General features: G+C 48.3%; 20 protein-coding genes. 3 read left to right on the forward strand and 17 right to left on the reverse strand.

Going from position 1 to position 17,369, the window contains the following annotated elements:
* Positions 1-30: 30 nt before the first annotated feature.
* Both ACFTRD_RS28370 and ACFTRD_RS28375 read left to right on the forward strand, forming a co-directional pair.
* A complete protein-coding gene (locus ACFTRD_RS28370; RefSeq protein WP_379386128.1) occupies positions 31-1,197 on the forward strand; it encodes an ROK family transcriptional regulator in 1,167 nt (388 codons plus the stop codon).
* Positions 1,198-1,341: 144 nt separating this feature from the next.
* The gene (locus tag ACFTRD_RS28375; protein WP_379385839.1) at positions 1,342-1,539 is read left to right on the forward strand and encodes a hypothetical protein; all 198 of its coding nucleotides are present in this window, start codon (positions 1,342-1,344) and stop codon (positions 1,537-1,539) included.
* A 280-nt stretch (positions 1,540-1,819) separates the two neighbouring features.
* Here the strand turns inward: ACFTRD_RS28375 and ACFTRD_RS28380 are convergent, their stop codons facing one another.
* The 3 genes from ACFTRD_RS28380 to trxB all read right to left on the reverse strand — a co-directional run bounded on the left by ACFTRD_RS28380 (position 1,820) and on the right by trxB (position 3,774).
* Positions 1,820-2,308 carry an NUDIX hydrolase gene (locus ACFTRD_RS28380; protein ID WP_379385841.1) on the reverse strand — a complete coding sequence of 163 codons (489 nt, stop codon included), beginning with the start codon at positions 2,306-2,308 and terminating at the stop codon, positions 1,820-1,822.
* Between the two features lie 234 nt (positions 2,309-2,542).
* Positions 2,543-2,773 carry a glutaredoxin family protein gene (locus tag ACFTRD_RS28385; protein WP_056693307.1) on the reverse strand — a complete coding sequence of 77 codons (231 nt, stop codon included), beginning with the start codon at positions 2,771-2,773 and terminating at the stop codon, positions 2,543-2,545.
* 59 nt (positions 2,774-2,832) lie between these two features.
* On the reverse strand, positions 2,833-3,774 hold the full coding sequence (trxB, locus tag ACFTRD_RS28390) for a thioredoxin-disulfide reductase (RefSeq protein WP_379385843.1): 942 nt from the start codon (positions 3,772-3,774) through the stop codon (positions 2,833-2,835).
* 253 nt (positions 3,775-4,027) lie between these two features.
* Here trxB and ACFTRD_RS28395 point away from each other — a divergent pair, with 253 nt between their 5' ends.
* Positions 4,028-4,759, forward strand: coding sequence for a ZIP family metal transporter (locus ACFTRD_RS28395; protein WP_062325905.1), 732 nt, complete (start codon positions 4,028-4,030; stop codon positions 4,757-4,759).
* Between the two features lie 286 nt (positions 4,760-5,045).
* Here the strand turns inward: ACFTRD_RS28395 and ACFTRD_RS28400 are convergent, their stop codons facing one another.
* The 14 genes from ACFTRD_RS28400 to ACFTRD_RS28465 all read right to left on the reverse strand — a co-directional run bounded on the left by ACFTRD_RS28400 (position 5,046) and on the right by ACFTRD_RS28465 (position 17,351).
* Positions 5,046-7,001: a heavy metal translocating P-type ATPase gene (locus tag ACFTRD_RS28400; RefSeq protein ID WP_379385845.1), complete on the reverse strand. Its 1,956-nt coding sequence runs from the start codon at positions 6,999-7,001 to the stop codon at positions 5,046-5,048.
* 472 nt (positions 7,002-7,473) lie between these two features.
* Entirely contained in the window at positions 7,474-7,758 is a 285-nt protein-coding gene (locus tag ACFTRD_RS28405) for a DUF4183 domain-containing protein (RefSeq protein ID WP_379385847.1), read from the reverse strand.
* 339 nt (positions 7,759-8,097) lie between these two features.
* Positions 8,098-8,457, reverse strand: a complete 360-nt coding sequence (locus ACFTRD_RS28410) for a GntR family transcriptional regulator (RefSeq protein ID WP_379385849.1) — start codon at positions 8,455-8,457, stop codon at positions 8,098-8,100.
* 208 nt (positions 8,458-8,665) lie between these two features.
* Positions 8,666-9,889: an MFS transporter gene (locus ACFTRD_RS28415; protein ID WP_379385851.1), complete on the reverse strand. Its 1,224-nt coding sequence runs from the start codon at positions 9,887-9,889 to the stop codon at positions 8,666-8,668.
* Between the two features lie 63 nt (positions 9,890-9,952).
* Positions 9,953-10,546, reverse strand: a complete 594-nt coding sequence (locus ACFTRD_RS28420) for a TetR/AcrR family transcriptional regulator (protein WP_379385853.1) — start codon at positions 10,544-10,546, stop codon at positions 9,953-9,955.
* Between the two features lie 326 nt (positions 10,547-10,872).
* A complete protein-coding gene (locus tag ACFTRD_RS28425) occupies positions 10,873-11,403 on the reverse strand; it encodes a hypothetical protein (protein WP_379385855.1) in 531 nt (176 codons plus the stop codon).
* 45 nt (positions 11,404-11,448) lie between these two features.
* Positions 11,449-11,760, reverse strand: coding sequence for a hypothetical protein (locus ACFTRD_RS28430; RefSeq protein WP_379385857.1), 312 nt, complete (start codon positions 11,758-11,760; stop codon positions 11,449-11,451).
* 44 nt (positions 11,761-11,804) lie between these two features.
* Entirely contained in the window at positions 11,805-12,305 is a 501-nt protein-coding gene (locus ACFTRD_RS28435; protein WP_379385859.1) for a hypothetical protein, read from the reverse strand.
* A gap of 27 nt (positions 12,306-12,332) precedes the next feature.
* Entirely contained in the window at positions 12,333-12,902 is a 570-nt protein-coding gene (locus ACFTRD_RS28440; protein WP_379385861.1) for a hypothetical protein, read from the reverse strand.
* Positions 12,835-13,257 (reverse strand): hypothetical protein, encoded by a 423-nt coding sequence (locus ACFTRD_RS28445; RefSeq protein WP_379385863.1) that lies wholly within the window; start codon positions 13,255-13,257, stop codon positions 12,835-12,837. Before ACFTRD_RS28445 ends, ACFTRD_RS28440 begins: the two co-directional genes overlap by 68 nt.
* Positions 13,258-13,388: 131 nt before the next feature.
* A complete protein-coding gene (locus ACFTRD_RS28450) occupies positions 13,389-13,946 on the reverse strand; it encodes an RNA polymerase sigma factor (protein WP_379385865.1) in 558 nt (185 codons plus the stop codon).
* Positions 13,939-15,333 carry an ABC transporter substrate-binding protein gene (locus tag ACFTRD_RS28455; protein ID WP_379385867.1) on the reverse strand — a complete coding sequence of 465 codons (1,395 nt, stop codon included), beginning with the start codon at positions 15,331-15,333 and terminating at the stop codon, positions 13,939-13,941. Before ACFTRD_RS28455 ends, ACFTRD_RS28450 begins: the two co-directional genes overlap by 8 nt.
* 13 nt (positions 15,334-15,346) lie before the next feature.
* A complete protein-coding gene (locus tag ACFTRD_RS28460; RefSeq protein WP_379385869.1) occupies positions 15,347-16,474 on the reverse strand; it encodes an efflux RND transporter periplasmic adaptor subunit in 1,128 nt (375 codons plus the stop codon).
* 19 nt (positions 16,475-16,493) lie between these two features.
* Entirely contained in the window at positions 16,494-17,351 is an 858-nt protein-coding gene (locus ACFTRD_RS28465; RefSeq protein ID WP_379385871.1) for a carbohydrate ABC transporter permease, read from the reverse strand.
* Positions 17,352-17,369: the final 18 nt, after the last annotated feature.

Consider the following 17,369-nt stretch of genomic DNA (forward strand, 5'->3'; position numbering starts at 1 on the left):
TTTATAGAAGAATAGGAGTGCCTTATGGATATGAAAATTACCGGAGACCAGATGCTGGTCAAAAAAATAAACAAGTCGATCGTCCTGGATACGATTCGGCGTCATGCCCCCCTCTCCCGTGCACGGGTATCCGAGATTACAGGGCTGAACAAAGCCACGGTTTCCAATCTGGTTGCCGATCTGATCAATGATGAGCTTTTGCAGGAAATTGGCCCTGGGGAATCCAGCGGTGGACGCAAACCACTGATGCTGCTATTTCGCGGTACAGCGGGATATGCCGTAGGTTTGGAACTCAGCGTCACCCACTTAAAGGGTGTACTTACTGATCTGGAAGGACATATTATCACAAAGTACGCCGTTAAACTGGAGCATCACGATGTGTCCTCTGTAGTTGAACAGTTAAAACTTGCAGCAGAACATCTGATTCATGCAGCCCCTCCTTCTCCACACGGGGTGATTGGCATTGGTATCGGGGTGCCGGGTATGGTGGACGAGGAAGGAACTGTGCTGTTTGCACCCAACCTGGGATGGGAGAAGGTCCCCCTGCGTGTTATGCTTGAGGAAGCATTCGATCTGCCTGTGACAATCGATAATGAAGCGAATGCAGGTGCTCACGGAGAGTTAAATTTTGGTGCGGGCATCGGAGTTCGTCATCTGATCTACATTAGTGCAGGCATCGGGATTGGTTCAGGTATTATGGTGGATGGCGAGCTATACAAAGGTGCTTGGGGATATGCAGGAGAAACAGGCCATATGTCCATTGAAGCAGAGGGCAGACCTTGCTCCTGTGGCAATCGTGGCTGCTGGGAGTTATATGCTTCGGAGAAAGCTTATGAGCACCCCGATCATCAGTTGCTTTTGCCGGCACATACTACACGGGAATTAATTGATTATGCACAACAAGGTCATGAAGATGTATTGAAACTATACCAAGAAATCGGCCGCAAACTGGGGGTTGGCATCACCAATATCGTCAACAGTTTCAATCCTGAGCGCATCATTATCGGCGGCCCTCTTTCTGAAGCAGGACCCTGGATTGAAACAGCGCTGAAACAAGTGGTGGAGGAACGTACTTTGCCCTATCACCGCCGCAGTTTGCAAATTGAATGGGCTGCTCTGGGCAGTCGGTCCACACGTGTTGGTGCCGCTTACTCAGCCATTTCCCAATTTCTAGGTAAAATAAGAGTGTCCGTCTAATAATCAATGAAAATTGACATCATTTTGCCCCATTTCCTCCCTTTTTGTTAAAGAAATCCAGAGGTATAATAGGGTTATGTGATTTTTGTCATGGCGACATCAACGTCGCCGTGTTAATCCGATAACGAAACGGAGTGAAAATTCGTGACCTACGTGGATACTTCAGATATCTCGGCGCAAATGTTTGTCACCGTACTCCTGTTCCTGATCGTGCTTGCGCCGCTGTTCAGCCTTGGCATACTTCGACTGTTTCAGAGCAAAAAGAAGGCTGGTCTCATGTACATGCTGTCAGGCGTACTGGTTTATGTTGTATTTCAGACCTTTATGAGTATCTTTTTTTAGATAAAATATGTTTGATTTTAACACCAAATCCCCTTTTACATCCACAAAAGAGTTCATGAAACATGTGCTCTGTTGTAGCTGTGATAGGGGATTTTTATAATGCAGACTAGCTGGAATTTGGTGGACAATTGAGTGTGTGGTCACTGCTGTAACTTCCCCCTAAGTTTGCTAAAATACACACTTATGCTTCCAATACGTATGGATTACTATAATCACAAACGCAGCTAGTCAAAATTAAAATAACGTTTCCCGTTAGTTCAATACACGATCCCTCGTAAAACTAAACACTCCTTTGAAGCTTGACATTAAATTCTGTCGGTGACGCAGTGACATACTCCATATAATTCACAGAGCCGTTAAAGTTCAAATAAGCTTCATAACGCATACGGATTCCAGGTAAAGTAATCAAATCCAGGACATTTTCCTTTGGAACCCACCTGCATTCGCTCGTTTCATTCGAAGTAGCTAACTCTCCACCCACAGCTTTACACACGAAATCAAACATGACCTTCGTAGGGACATCCGTCACACCGTCATACCACTTATGAATTGCTGTATTCGAAACAACACCAATTAAATGGCTAACCGTGGCGTCTATTCCACTTTCCTCTTTGATTTCACGAATCACGCCATCAATCAGGTTTTCTCCCACTTCAGTTATCCCACCAGGATACACCCAACCATCGTCATGGGCTTTTACTAAAAGGATATTTCCAGTTCCATCTTCTACAATTCCGCCTGCAGATACAATATGTGTCGGAAACGCCATTTTACAACCTCCAAATAAGATGAATTTGTATATTTATTCCACATGATTCCCGTACTTTCCTGCCTTTGTGAAATTCTATGAGGTACTCTCGACATGATTGAACTACCTGCCCGTTCGTATCTACATAAAAGAAGCCTTAGTCCTGATCTGGACTAAGGCTTCTCAATATATATTCAAACGGCTCGCGCGAACCGGAATAGCTCATGTTACTTGAACTTACCCTATAGAGGGAAATTAAGCGTCCAGCGCTTTGGCAAATTGGGTTTTGTTCATTCCCAGAATGCGGTGTTCACCGATAACAGTCAGAGGTACGGCACGTACGCCCATATCCCACACTTGTTGTGCAAACTCATCGCTAGTTTCGATGTTACGTTCTTCATAAGCAATGCCTTTATCAGCCAGGAAACTTTTTACCGATTTGCAGTTTGGGCAGTTGGTTGATGTGTATACAATTACATTTTCCATGTTTATTCACCTCATATTGTTTTTAATATACTAATCTATTGATCAAAACAGCCTCTCCCTTACAGGACTACTGCGCTGTGCTCCAGACTTTCGATATATTTCTCTGTATCCATTGCAGCCATACATCCACTACCTGCAGCTGTGATTGCTTGTTTGTAACGTGTATCCTGAACGTCACCACATGCGAATACACCTGGGATATTGGTTTCGGAAGTTCCTGGTGTAGTGAGGATATAACCGTGTTCGTCCGTAGTGATCTGTCCGCCCAGGAATCCAGTGTTTGGTGTGTGACCAATCGCTACGAACACACCGCTTGCCGAAATGATTTCTTCTTCACCCGTTGCGTTGTTCAATACTTTCAGTCCAGTAACACCATTGTCGCCAGCGATTACTTCAAGCGGTGTACGGTTCAATGCCATTTCCACTTTCTCGTTGCTGCGTGCACGATCCTGCATGATTTTGGAACCACGCAGTTCTTCACGACGGTGAACCAAAGTTACTTTGGAACCGAAACGGGACAGGAAGCTTGCTTCCTCCAGCGCGGAGTCGCCGCCGCCAATAACGATGATTTCTTTGTTGCGGAAGAAGAATCCATCACATGTCGCACAAGTGCTGACACCACGGCCCACATTCGTTTCTTCGCCAGGAATACCGAGGTATTTCGCAGATGCGCCTGTAGACAGGATCAAGGTTTCCGATACGAGTTCACCCATGCCTTCAACCTGAATTTTGAATGGACGCTCACTCATATCAATGTTGTTTACCCAACCTGTACGGAATTCTGCACCGAAGCGCTCCGCTTGTTTGCGCATATTGTCCATCAGTTCAGGACCCATAATGCCATCAGGGAAACCTGGGAAGTTCTCCACTTCTGTCGTTGTTGTCAGTTGACCACCAGGTTGCGGTCCTTCAATAACGAGTGGGTTCAAGTTGGCACGTGCCAGATAGATTGCTGCTGTCAGCCCTGCAGGGCCAGTTCCAATAATAATTGATTTATACATGTATAGTTCCTCCCCCGGGTTCTGCAAAAAGGTCAGGCTCTCCGGCATCAAAAGCAAATGCTTTTGCATACACTAGAACGAAAGCCTATATCATGTCCACATGACCTGGACGTTATGACAAATAACCTATGCAGAAACGGAATTCTAATTTATAATAATTCTAATCTGTTGTTCATTATGATCTCTTTTATGTACGGTGTCAATGCTCGGCAGCGATTATGAAGAAGTCTTCATCAGGAGGGAAAATGGAAGCATGAACGATGCACTCATTGGCAGCTTTATCTCAGCCATGTCTACCGGCCTTGGGGCCATACCTATTCTATTTATGCGTAAAGTAACCCACCGTCTGCGTGATATTTTACTTGCCTACGCAGCAGGCATCATGACCTCTGCCTCGGTGTACAATCTCATTCCGGAAGCGCTCGGGCAATCCAATCTGTTTGTACTTGCCCTAGGTATTATGCTGGGCAGCATGGTCCTGCTTGTGCTCGAGATGAAGATTCCACATGTGGATCTGGAGAATCCGGAGAAGATGCCTTTCAAAATTGAAGCCAAAGCCTTCATGATCATTGCAGCCATCACCATGCATAATCTGCCCGAGGGACTATCGGTAGGTGTCAGCTACGCGAGCAGTGACGCAGGACTTGGCAATTTGATTGCCTTTTCCATTGGATTGCAGAATGCGCCTGAAGGATTTCTGGTCGCCCTCTTCCTTGTGAATCAGAACATCGGTCGCTTCAAGGCGCTCGGCATCGCCACGCTGACTGGTGCAGTTGAGATTATTACAGCCATGATTGGTTACACACTCAGTAGTCTGGTATCCGGTCTGGTCCCTTATGGTCTTGCCTTTGCAGCGGGTGCGATGATGTTCATCGTCTATAAGGAACTGATTCCCGAAAGTCATGGCGACGGCAATGCGCGGGCGGCAACGGTTTCCTTTTTGCTCGGACTGATCACGATGATTGGCCTGACTGAACTCTTCTAACGGAAAGAACGGCCAGCCCATGAATAACCACAATGTACGGCAAAAGAACCTGTAAAGACAGCGGTTCGCTGACTTCCAGGTTCTTTTTTTGTTCACAAATGAAGATTCAATGAAATAGTTGGAATGATCTGTAAAGATCGGTTGACACTCAAAATCAGGATTTGATAAATCGAATCAATTCCGCATTGAATTTTTCCAATTCATCCTATTATGACCCAAGGTTCAAACGCCATGCGGCTCAACTGAATTAGAATTGTAATCCAACATAAGCCATTACCCGGCCTGTTTATCGCAGCAATCTCAGCCCATTTAGAATAACCAGAATCGTGCTGCCCTCATGGCCCACCACACCCAATGGTAATGCAACATCTTGTAAGAAATTGCCTGCGATTAGAACCAGAATTACCGTGATGGCAAAAAACATATTCTGCTTCACCGTCCGCTGTGCCCGGCGCGCCTGTTTGATCACCCAGGCGATCTCCTCAATATTGTCATTCATTAGTACGACATCCGCTACTTCCAATGCCGTACCGCTGCCCGATACGCCCATGCCCATGCCAACCGTTGCCGCTGCAAGTGCAGGCGCATCATTCACACCATCCCCAACCATCAGCACTTGCCCATACTGTTCGCGAAGCAGACGCACCTGCTTCACTTTATCTTCGGGTAGCAAACCTGCGTATACCAGTTTCACGCCTGTTTCACGGGCGATCACTGCTGCCGAATCGGGACGATCGCCGGTCAGCATGGCTACCTTCACACCCATAGCTTCCAGCTTTTTCACCGCTTCGGCCGCTTGTGGGCGTACCGTATCCCTCATCGCGATCAGACCCGCCATTTCCCCGTTCGCTGTTATTGCTGACACCGTCTTGCCTTCTCCCTCTAATCGGGCACGTATCCCATGCCACACAGCAAAACTGTTCATATCAGAAGCATCCAATTGATCCGTTTTGCCAATTTTCCAAAGAACGCCGTTTACTTTCCCCTCAATCCCCCAGCCCGTCAGAGCCTGAACCTGTTCAGCAATCGGGAGTACGATGTCCTCCTTGCTCGCCTGCTCCACAATGGCCCGAGCTAACGGGTGCATTGAAAGGTTCTCAATCGCGGCTGCTGTACCCAACAACTGTATCCGGTCATATCCGTCTGCCGTTATAATATCGGTCACCTGTGGCGTCCCCATTGTCAATGTTCCTGTTTTATCAAAAGCTACCACCCGGGTCTCGGCCATATTCTCCACATGAGCACCACCCTTGAAAAGAATACCGCGACGCGCACTGCTGGACATGGCTGATAACATGACCGGCATAATCGAAGAAACCAGGGCACAAGGTGAAGCTACAACCAGAAAGACCATTGCCTTGTAAAACGCCTCATTCCATGTCCAACCAAGCAATAACGGTGTTCCCGCAATAACCAGCACCGTTACGGCGACTACAATACGGGCATATATCCCCTCAAATCGCTCCATAAAGCGTTGGGAATCCGGCACCTCCGTCTGCGCCTCTTCCACCAGTTTAATGATTTTGCCAAACAGCGATCCTTCAGCGGATTTGGTCACTTCCACATATAGAGCACCTTCGCCATTCACGGTACCAGCATATACTTCGTCACCAGCAACTTTGTCTACAGGTAAGGATTCGCCTGTTATCGAAGCCTGATTGATATAAGAGCTTCCCCGATACACTACACCATCTGCCGGGACCAATTCGCCTGGTTTGACCAGCAACAGATCTCCCGGCTGCAACTCATCAATGGATACACGATTCATCTTCCCGTCCTCAATACGCAGCGCCGTTTCCGGTTTGAGCGCCAGCAGCGATGAAATATCCTTGTGACTACGCTCCGTTGCATAGCTTTCCAGCGCACCACTTAACGCGAAAATAAAAATCAGCATGGCGCCTTCATTCCAGTAGCCTATGGCTGCCGCTCCCAGCGATGCTGCAATCATGAGCAGATTCACATCGAGATCACGATCCTTGACCAGTGTCTCTATGCCTTCTTTGGCCTTTGTCCATCCACCTATGGCATAAGCAACAATATATAGCATTACCGATAGCGGGTTCGACCACGATGCCGTTGCCCAGGCGATAAGCATCAAAAGTCCACTGCCTAGAGCAGCTTGCATTTCCTTGTTGCGCAGCATGGCCCGAAAGTCCGGTTTGCGCCCCCGGCCTGGGCCAGGCGTATTGGCTGAGCGCTGGTTAGCTTTTGCTTGGGTTTGAATTTGGTGTATCGCTTGCATATGAATCACAATCCTTTCTGAATGTCGGGTTGTGGACTGCACTTAGCTGCGTCCATGTCCCCTGTATTGAAGTCGTATTGAGAATGAGAGCCATTGTTAATGCCCTAAAAATGACACATGCTGCTGCGGGAATCCCGCAGCAGCATGGCAATCAAATGAGAATGATAATCATTTTTGTACTTATGCAATTATTTTTACCCAATACAACTTTGAGTATATTATAGGCCTCGATTTGACGTTTGTAAATGGGCAGTTTGGTGGTCCATATCAATCTTTATCACTGTTAGACTGTGTGTTCAAATTTCCAGCGATCAAAGTAGATGTAGTGCCATCCCATTTATAAAACGCATAGCGGGTGGTTTTTTGTTTCGCGCGTTTCAGCGCACTCAACTGGCTAAAGCCATAAAAAGATCAGCTTCTATCGTAGATAGAAGCCGATCAAAATAATAATGCAGCATGATTCAGGTAAGCATTAAGATACTACAAATTGTACAACAACTGGAATTCCAGCATTCAGTGCGTCTCCACCAGGAATCGTAATTGTAGTGGTTGTAACGGTGGATGTATCTGCTGTCTGCATAATGCCGTTAATATAAAGATTGTAATAATTGAACGTGCCTGGAAACGCAGTTGCCGCTGTACCCGCGTCGTTTGTAAAAGCAGTCGCAGCAATCGCAAACGTTGCTCCGGTACCCGTTCCATCGCCAATGGTTGCAGCATATCTTAAACTGTTCTGAAATGGTGTCACAAGTGGCATGTTTCTCACCTCCTACCTGACATAATATATATGGTAGATTCATGAGTAGTGAAGGCATAGTCATAAGGTGATTTGACCAATTTTATCCGTTTATTATATTCGCCGTTAATTGAATGATTTCCAGAATGATCGGCGTTTTTGCAAAAAGTACAAGGTATTATTGTAAACATTAACAAATAGTGATCTTTTCGGAATTGATTACTTTGACGGTTTAATATTTTTTCCAGTGTATTTTTCAAAGAAAATATAATTATTTGTAATCTTACAATGAAGAGTGGTTGCTGTTGATTTTAAGTCAGAAACAGAACAAGGTATACTGATAGTAGTATTAACAATATTTCACGGCAAACGCGATAAGGCATTAAGAAAAATGACTTGCAATTGATCGGCTGAGTAGTTAAGTCTGTTTCCGAATTCAACGGCCTGCACAATAGCTTCAGTTACAAGGCGCTCCTTATCTTTCGCGATTTTCTGTTCGTCTGCGTGAACATAAGTTCCCATTCCCTGGGTGGTCAGAATATATCCTTCGCGTGATAAGTCTCGATATACTCTTTTCGTCGTGATCAAGCTGCAACCGAATTCGGCTGATAGCTCGCGCACAGACGGAAGTCTAGATCCCATTGGATATTCTCCTCTAATAATGGCATTGCGGATCTGAATTTTTATTTTAATATAGAGAGGTTTTTCGTCTTCGAGCATTAATTTCACCCCGTTTTCACTCGAACTTGTTGCTGAAAGCAAAAGGGCAACAAGTTCACCAACGTCATACCGTGCCGTACTCGAAAGCTTTTCGTCGTATCATTCGGCTCCATGATGAGTAATTCATTATGGCTTCCTCATCAGGAAATTGCCATCAAATCGTCCAATCGAGACGAATGAATGACAGCTCCTGCTTCAGTAGTCCAGATCAATCCAGATGTACTGCGGATCGTTCCGTGTTGGCGGCGTTCCCTCCCAATTTCATCGAGAGGCTTGCAAAAGCGGCAATCAGAATAATTGTAGCGGACATTCCATAAACAGGGACAAGCGTAAAGGTCTTCATGAGCGGGCCTGCCATAGCGGTCCCGGCCAGCGTCCCGGCCATGAGCAGCGGCGTAATCGCACCGTTCACGCGCCCGATGTAGGCTTCCTCAACCAGTTTCATCATAATAGCGCCGAGCACGATTTGCATGAACGCCGTCATGACGCCGACCGAGAAGCGCATCGCAGCTGTCAGGTACACCCAAACGGATAGAGCCTCGACAATGATGGAGCAGGACAGGAATGCGATGCCTACGAAGATGACAACCCGCGGATTTAATTTTTGACCGAGAAACGCTGCAGCCGCGCCTCCAACCAGCATTCCTGCGCCGGATAGTGCATGGAACCATTGGACGCTTTCTTTGTGGAGTTGAAGACGTTCGGTCACGATAAAGATGTCCAACGGCTGGATCAAACCGGACCCAAGCCCGATACAGGCGAACGTGATCGCGATAACAATCAAATTACGTTTGCCGCGGATATAGCGGAACCCCGCCTTCACATCCTCAAGAATCGGCACAGCCCTGCGTTCAGGCGGGCGTGGCGATGGAGGAAGAGTGAGCTGGACCAGTACCGCCGCAAGGAACAATCCGATCATCGCAGCCAGCGAGTAGACTAGGCCAAGCGTTGAATATATAAGCGTTCCTACGACAGGCCCTACTATGATGAACAAGGACATGATCCCCTGAGAAATACTGATTGCCGGCGCCAGCAGCTCCCCGGGCACATGCCGTTTGAACATGACGGCCGAGGAGGGCTGTGAGAACTGGCTGACGATGGCCGACACGACCGTCGCGGCGAATACGGCCTGCCAAGAGCCCGCAAGCACAAGCAATAGAATAACACCTATCGATATTGCGCTTAGCAGATCGCCGGTGATCATCGTCCGCTTCGGATTCCACCGGTCGGCGAAGGCACCGCCGATGAAGGAAAACAGGAATATCGGCGTATACTCCAATACATTCAGCAGGGATACGGCGACGGGATCGCCATTGGTCTGCTCCATAACGTAGAACAGTAGCGAGATATTCCGTATCCAGATGGCCGACTGCTGCAAAAGATCAGCGAATGCCACGATCCGGAATACCTTGTTAGAAATCAAGGCTTTCATATGACATTTCTCCTTGTGGACGATACAAGACCGACCGTCCAGTCTAATTGGTGGATAAAAAAATTACTGCATCGCTATTCCTTGCAGCAAGAGGTCGATCGCAGTCCGGTACAAGCCGACAATCCGCTCGCCTTTATATGTGTCATACGATGATAAACCTAAGCCTACAACAAGACCGTGCACAATTAAAGTGAGATCTTCAAGCGGGATCGGCCGGAACTCCCCGCTTCTTATTCCTTCCTCCAACAGCCGTTCAAAGATCGGATAATGCATGCTTGTCAACGTCTGCAGCTTGTCTAGTATCTCACGATCCCCGTTCTGGCTTCCTGAAAATTCTTCTGCAGCCCGCAGCAGCGGGTTCCGGAAATCCTGGGCGTAATGCTCGGCAAGCCGGTACAATTTCTCCCGCGCCGTACTAAGCGGCTTCTCTATCTCTTGCCACTTCCCGGTCCACTCCAGCATGGAAAGCTCAAGGATGTACAAAAACAGCGATTCCTTATTCTTAAAATGATGATAAATACTGCCCTTGCTCGATCCCGATAACAGCCGAATCTCGTCCATGGTCGTTGCAGAATAACCCTTTAGTTCGAACAATTTTTTTGCTTTGGAAGCAATATTGCGCTTTGTTTGTTCGCCGTGGTCCGTATACTTTGTCATCCGATCACCTCCTTGTAATTAGACCGACCGTTCAGTCCATTCATAATATAAGGCCTTTTACTTCACTTGTCAACACGATTCAAGTTCCTCTGTCACCAAGGAGTGAGAGCCCTTATTAGAGTTTCTCGCTCCATCGGTTTCTTCCTTTGATAATACTAATAGGCGCCTATTCTACGACCACGCGAATCTTAGCCGACTTGCTGCCAAACTTAACTGTTAATATGGCGTTTCCTTTACCTTGCGTAGTAACTACGCCGTGCTTAACATGAGCAACCGTTATCTTGGAGGAACTCCAGATCTCGTCGGGGGTGATCGGCCGTTCCGAGTTATCCATGTAGGTCGCGATTGCTTCCAGTTGGATCGTATGGTCGCTTTTTATCGTTAGCTGGGTTACAGGTTTGCCGCTTCTCTAGGCATCCAGATACTTCAATTGATCGAGATCGACACTGATACTGACCGTTTTCCCCTGATACTTGGCGGTTACTTTCATTTTTCCGGCGACGATGGCCGTTATTTTTGCATTGCGATACGGAAGCGATCTTCAAGCTGCCGCTCGTCCATTCGGCCTGAGAAGTGACGTCCTTCGTTCGGCCATCCGGCAGCGTCGCGGTCAATTGTACAGCATGGGTCTCGCCGGATTGCATCGCCAAAATCGCTGCGTCCGCCTCCAGCTTCTGGACAGCACCAACTTCAACCGTAATGGTTACCGTTTTTTCGCCATATTTTGGGGTTACGCTTGTCTTGCCAGCAGAAAGCGCCTGAATGAAACGTCCGTTAACGTCGACAATCGTTTTCGAGGAAGAAGACCACTCCGCAATATCCGTTACATCGCTTTTATTGCCGAGGGCGTCCGTCAAAGTGAGTTTAACCTGCTTGCTCTCGTTCACTTCCAGCATGAGTGCCTAGGTGTCGGCCGTTAGCTTGCTGGCGACATCCACATCAACAGACACGGTCACCGATTCGCCGCCGAAAGAAGCCTTGATGGCCGTTGTGCCCGGACTGTTCCCCGTAATTTGACCTTTGTAGACCGACGCAACGTGCGACTCGGAAGAACTCCATTCCGCATCCGTCGTAACGTCCTTTACAAGCCCGTCCTTGTAGGTAGCGGTCAGAGTGACCGTGGACGAATCGTTTTTGCGGAGCGACAATGTCTTCTGGGTTAGCGTCAGCTTCTCAATGACCCCAACGGACACCACCATCGTCCCTGTGCGCATGCCGTATGTCACGGTAATCGACGATGTGCCGCTCTTCAAGCCGGTTATGGTTCCTTTGTGGACCTCGATAACTCCGGATTAGAGTAGCTCCATTGGGCAAGCGCGGAGACTTCCGTTATACGGTTATAGATGTAGTGGGCATTGGCCTCCAAGGCAACTGATTCTCCAATTTGCATGTCCACCCTTGTTTTGCTCAAAACGATCTGTTTGGGAATATCCACTCTGACAGTCGCTGTCGCCTCTTTGCCGCCGTAAGCTGCTTTAATGTTGGCTGTGCCCGATTTGTAGCCCGTCACCTTGCCTTTGATGACATCGGCAATCGACGCATCATCGGACGACCATTGTGCTTTATCCGTTATCAATTCCTGCGTCCCATCCACAAAAGTGGCGTAAAGCCTTAAATCGTAGGAATTATTCAACTCCAAGTCTAAGGAAGCCCAATCGAAATCCAGACTCTTAGGCACCTCTACATCCACTTGAACGGTCACTTTTTTGTCTCCATAAGCGACCGTAATCTCTGCAGTTCCCGACTTTTGTCCAAACACTTCGCCGTTTACCACATAAGCGACCGACTAGCCAGAGGATTTCCATTGTGCCTTATTTGTAATATTTGCAGTTTTCCCATCCATATAAGTCAATATCAACTCAAGCTGCTCGGATTTTCCGACACGCAGGAACAATTCTTGCTTGTTGACTTCCAGCTTGCGGGAAGCTTCAACAAGCACTTTAAGGGAAGCGGTTTTCGTTCCGTATGCAGCTGTAATCGTCGCCGTTCCGGCGCTGTATGCTTTAATAACGCCCTTTATTGCGTCCGCTAGCATCTCATTGTCGCTCCCCCATTCTGCCTTATCGGATACATTTTGCATGGAACCATCTGGATAGGTAGCGGTCAGAACAATTTGCTTATTTTCGTTAACTAATAAGTTGAGTTCCTCATATTCCATATCAATTCGTCTGGCCAGCTCGACCGAAGCTTTCACTGACAGGCTTTGGTTGCCGTACTTGGCAGAGAGTTGGGCTGTTCCGAACTTGTTGCCTGTCCCCAAACCATTCACGACAGTTGCTACACCATAATTATCGACAGACCACGCTGCCTTCTTCGTTACATTCTCGCTGGATCCATCCTCGTAAATAGCGGTCAACTTGTTGTTCCTTCCCTACACGCAGATCGAAGTCATTGACATCCCTCGTCAATGCCTTGACCTTTTTGCTCACCGATACGTTTACGATGACTGTCTTTCCCTGATAGGTAACGGTAATGACCGCCGTCCCTTCTTTTTTGGCCGTTATGGTGCACGCATACACCGCAGCGATCTCCGAATTGCTGCTCCAGTCTGTCTTGATCGTCACATCGCTTGTGCTTCCCGTAACATATACCGCTGTTACAGTCAGAGAGACGGAAGCCCCAACCTCAAGTGTCGCTTCACTTTTATTCAAGATCAGCCGTGAGATTTCCGCTTCCGCGGCAATTGTAATGGCAGTATTTTGAATAAACAAAAGCAACAACAGCATCCCGGCGACAACAGTGCGAAATCTACACCTTTTTTTTGACATTGAAGCATACACGCGCCACTGCCGGACCGCTTTTCTCTGTGAGTCCGACAGCCTTTCCAATCTTCGTCAATTGCTCATTTTGCCTCCAACAAATGTGCTGGCATTTCTACAATAGTTTCCATATGCAAAGCCATGCCACGCAACTTCTGTTTAGCTCGATGGATTCTCGACTTCACGGCGCCGATCGACGTGTTCTGACGATCGGCAAGTTGTTCATAGGTGAAGCCATACTCGTAGACGAGCAGTAACGCCTGCCGGTTGATAGGCTTCAACGAAGAGAGTAATCCACTAAGGAAGTCCTGATCGACGATTGCCCCTTCCACGCTGGTTTCTCCCAAGCAGGCGTCCTGCAACAACCGATAGCTGTACATTTCCCGGCATTGCTTGCGATACATGTCAATCGCCACATTTCGAGAGACCGCCTTGAGCCATGCGTGTATCTGGCCCTGCTGCTTCAACGAGTCGATGCGGCAATAAGCCTTCAAGAACGTCTCCTGAACCGCATCCTGCGCCAGCTCCCGATCCTTGGTAACCGAGTAGGCCGAAAAGTAAACCAGCTTGAAATAACGGGCGTACAGCATGTGCAGCAGTTCGGCGTTCGACATATCCTGCTGCTCTTTTTCGTTACTCATTCAAATACGTTTTCACCCGATTCTGGATCAGCTTGCTGACTTCTTCTGCCGATTTCTGCCCGCTTTTAAAGCTTTCGAACTCCTCCAGAGCGATCGTTAACACTTTCATATCGCCGGATCTGAGAGCGCCCGCTTCCGCGACCAGCTTCTGTACTTCTGCAATCCGGCTTTTCAACGTTTCGCTGCTCGGCAGCTGTTCTTTCGGGATCGGCAATTCAATGGTTCCGCTCTCGATAACTTGCAGAACTTCATTCAATTTCTTATCGAGGGCGACTTTGTTGACTGGCAATCCAAAAAGATCTGGCGAAGCTTGCATCTCATCGGAGAGCAAAAACTTGATGAATTCCCATGCTTCGGCTTGAACGTGGGATTTGCTGTTAATTCCAAAGCTGTCCATGGTCTTGAACGGTACGCCTACCTTCTTTCCGCCTGCGCTCGGCTTCTGGTAATAATCAAAGTCCGAGGACATCGTCAGTGCCACCGTAGGGTTCATTATGCCGACCATTTTAAATATCGCTTTATCGGGGTCTGACGTAAAGCCTTCTCTGAGCAAGCCTTCGTCATAGATAGACTTGACTTCCTTCATCATGCTGCGGAATATCTCCGTGTCAAAGTTCGGCTTGCCCTGTCCGACCAGCTCCTCGTAATTCTCCTCGATATAATCGTAGAGAAGCGGTGACATTGCCATATTGTAATATCCTTCGTAGCCCCCCTGCTGCTGCAGTTTGTTGGCGACGTCCTTGAATTCACTCCAGCTCCAAGGTTTATTTTTGTCGACTGAAATATTCGCCTGTTTTAGCAACGAGGTATTTCCTTGAACCGTTTCGAGCGAAATGGCGAGCGGCATGACATACAGCCCGTCCCCGTCTTGGGAGGCCTTCAAAATATTGGCGTATACCGCGTTTTGATCGAACGAGCTGTCTTTGGCGATCAGGTCGTTCAAGTTGACCAGCAGTTTTTTGTCGACGAACTTGTCTTGCGGCAAGTTGTTCATGAGAATAAGGTCGGCGCCTTTGTCGGAAATAGCCTGCGTCGTTACCGATTGTACGTATTTTTCAACGTCTGCTTCCGAGAGCATCTCCCCGGAGCCGCCACTTTCCGTTCCTGTCGACGCTTTGTATTCTTTTATTTCGATTTGAATGTCCTTATGTTTTTCCTCGAACGACCTCACAGCGGTTTCCATGAAACGATTTTTCCTCAGGACAGAAACAACGACGGTTTTCTTGCCGTCCATCGTCAAACTTTGGGAATCGCTTGTGGGAACGCCCTGGGAAGCGCCTATGGGAGCGCCTTTGGAACTGCTTGCGGGAGACACGCCGCCGCTTTTCGAACACGCGGATAACAGCAGTACGATGGACAGCATGACTAACCAAACCGATTTTCTCAAATGAATCATCCTCTCAATTTAATCGAATGCGATTGCCTTCCTGCAGCGGTTCGCTTGAATCTGTCACAATGTCTTCTTCAGGGTAAAGGCCTCCAAGCACGACGATCTCCTCGCCGTTCCCTTTCCCCGTATTCATATAAGCCTTCTGGACCGTGTATGAGTTGCCGAGGGAGCTTCGATTTTCGCGAACAACAAATACATAACTTCCGCTTCCGTCTTTTTTGATCCATTTTTTGTTGATGACAAGACCCTGCTCCTTAAACGGCTTATTCCAACTCACGCTGGCGTACTCACCTCCTTTAAGGTTGTTTCCTGTCACGTAGACGACGATTGTTTTTTGCGTCTTGGGGACGCTCTCCGGATTATCGCTTTCATCGCCCGGCTTGTAGCCGCCCGAGACCGCGTCCTTGATTTCATCGACGGTTCCTTCGATCTGCCGGGGCTTATCCTCGTTCACGTCAACAGACACTTTCTCGCCTTTACGAATCAAATCGGCGCTTTCTTTTTCAATCGTAAAAGTGAATTGGAATCCCTTTCCGGTCTCCACCAGCGTTAGCACCCGCTGCCCATGTGGGATGCTCATTCCTTCCTCGGCTTGAAGGTCCGCCACATTGCCGTCCGCAGGCGAAGTCAACGTGCGCTTTTGTTTTATTTCTTTGCGCAATGTTTCTATTTTCCGCATCGCGATGTCCGTATCTATCCGATCCAGTTCAAGGTCACGTTTGGCCTTGCGGACCTCTTCCTCGTCCCCCGAACGCTGAGCAGCAATGAATTGTACTTTAAGCAGTTCCCGGTTCAAGTTTCTTTTCTTCAATTCGTCCTCCGCATCGAGAAGCTGCTGCTGCGCTTCTGTTATGTCGAACGTTACGAGAATCTGCCCCTTCTTGACTTGTTGTTCCTTGCGAACATGCACCTTCTCCACCTTCCAGCCGCTGTCGCTGTTTAATTCCGTTTGCTTGCGCGGTGTGATCTCACCGCTGCCTTCGATGTGAAGGGCCAACGTTTTTTTTATAGGCTTCGCGGTCGTCACTTTGGGCAGCAAGGCGGTTTGAAGCGTTTGGCTGAACAACGTAAATCCAGCCAGTAAGAGAAGCAGCGCCGCCAGTGCAATGCTGGCAATCTGTTGTTTTCGCTGTACCATGTTGCCATTCTCCTTTCGCTCAGCCTTTTACGCCGGAAAGCTGGATTCCTTCAATAAAATACCGTTCGGCGCTTAAGAACAGAAGCACCATCGGCATCATATAAACAACCGAAACTGCAAACGATACGCCGAGCTGATCTTCTTGGATGCGAGAGAGAAAGACCGAGAGCGGCTGCATGGCGGCATCCTGAAGAAAAATGAGCGGCTGCTCGACCATATTCCAATAGTCGACGAACAGGAGCACGACGAGCGCGGCGATGCCCGGCTTCACCATCGGCAGCGCGATCGATACGAGTATGCGCATGATTCCCGCTCCATCCATCTTGGCAGCTTCGATAAAAGACGAATGGATGTGGAGCATGAATTGCCTGAGCAGAAACACGCCGAATGCTCCGAACACGCCGGGGAGTATGATGGAGCTGGGATGATTCAGAAGGCCTAGCCGATCGGCCATCAAGTAGTTGGGCACAAGCGTCACCTGGAACGGCATCAGCATCGTCATTAGATAGATAAAAAACAAAGCTTCTCTGCCCCGAAAACGCAGCTTTCCGAACGCGAATGCGGCGAGCGTTGCCACAATCGTTTGTCCGACGATGATGGGCACCACCATATATACCGAATTCCAGAACAGGTGCAGAAATTGCGGCGACGAGATCAGCACTTCTTTATACTGCTGGAAGGACACCCAGTCGGGAATCCATTTCAAATTGACGAACAAGCTCGTATCGGTTTTGCCCAACATGCCGTAGTTGGCATTGATTTCCCGCTTCGTCATCAAAGAATTGACGACGGTCAGGACGACGGGCAGCAGCAGCAGACCCGCGATGGGAATTAACAGCAGCGAGCGCAGCAACGGCGCGCCCCATCCCTTTATCACATCATTCTCCTCCCTCCT

The sequence above is a fragment of the Paenibacillus sp. NPDC056933 genome, from assembly GCF_042674385.1.
Classification (GTDB): domain Bacteria; phylum Bacillota; class Bacilli; order Paenibacillales; family Paenibacillaceae; genus Paenibacillus.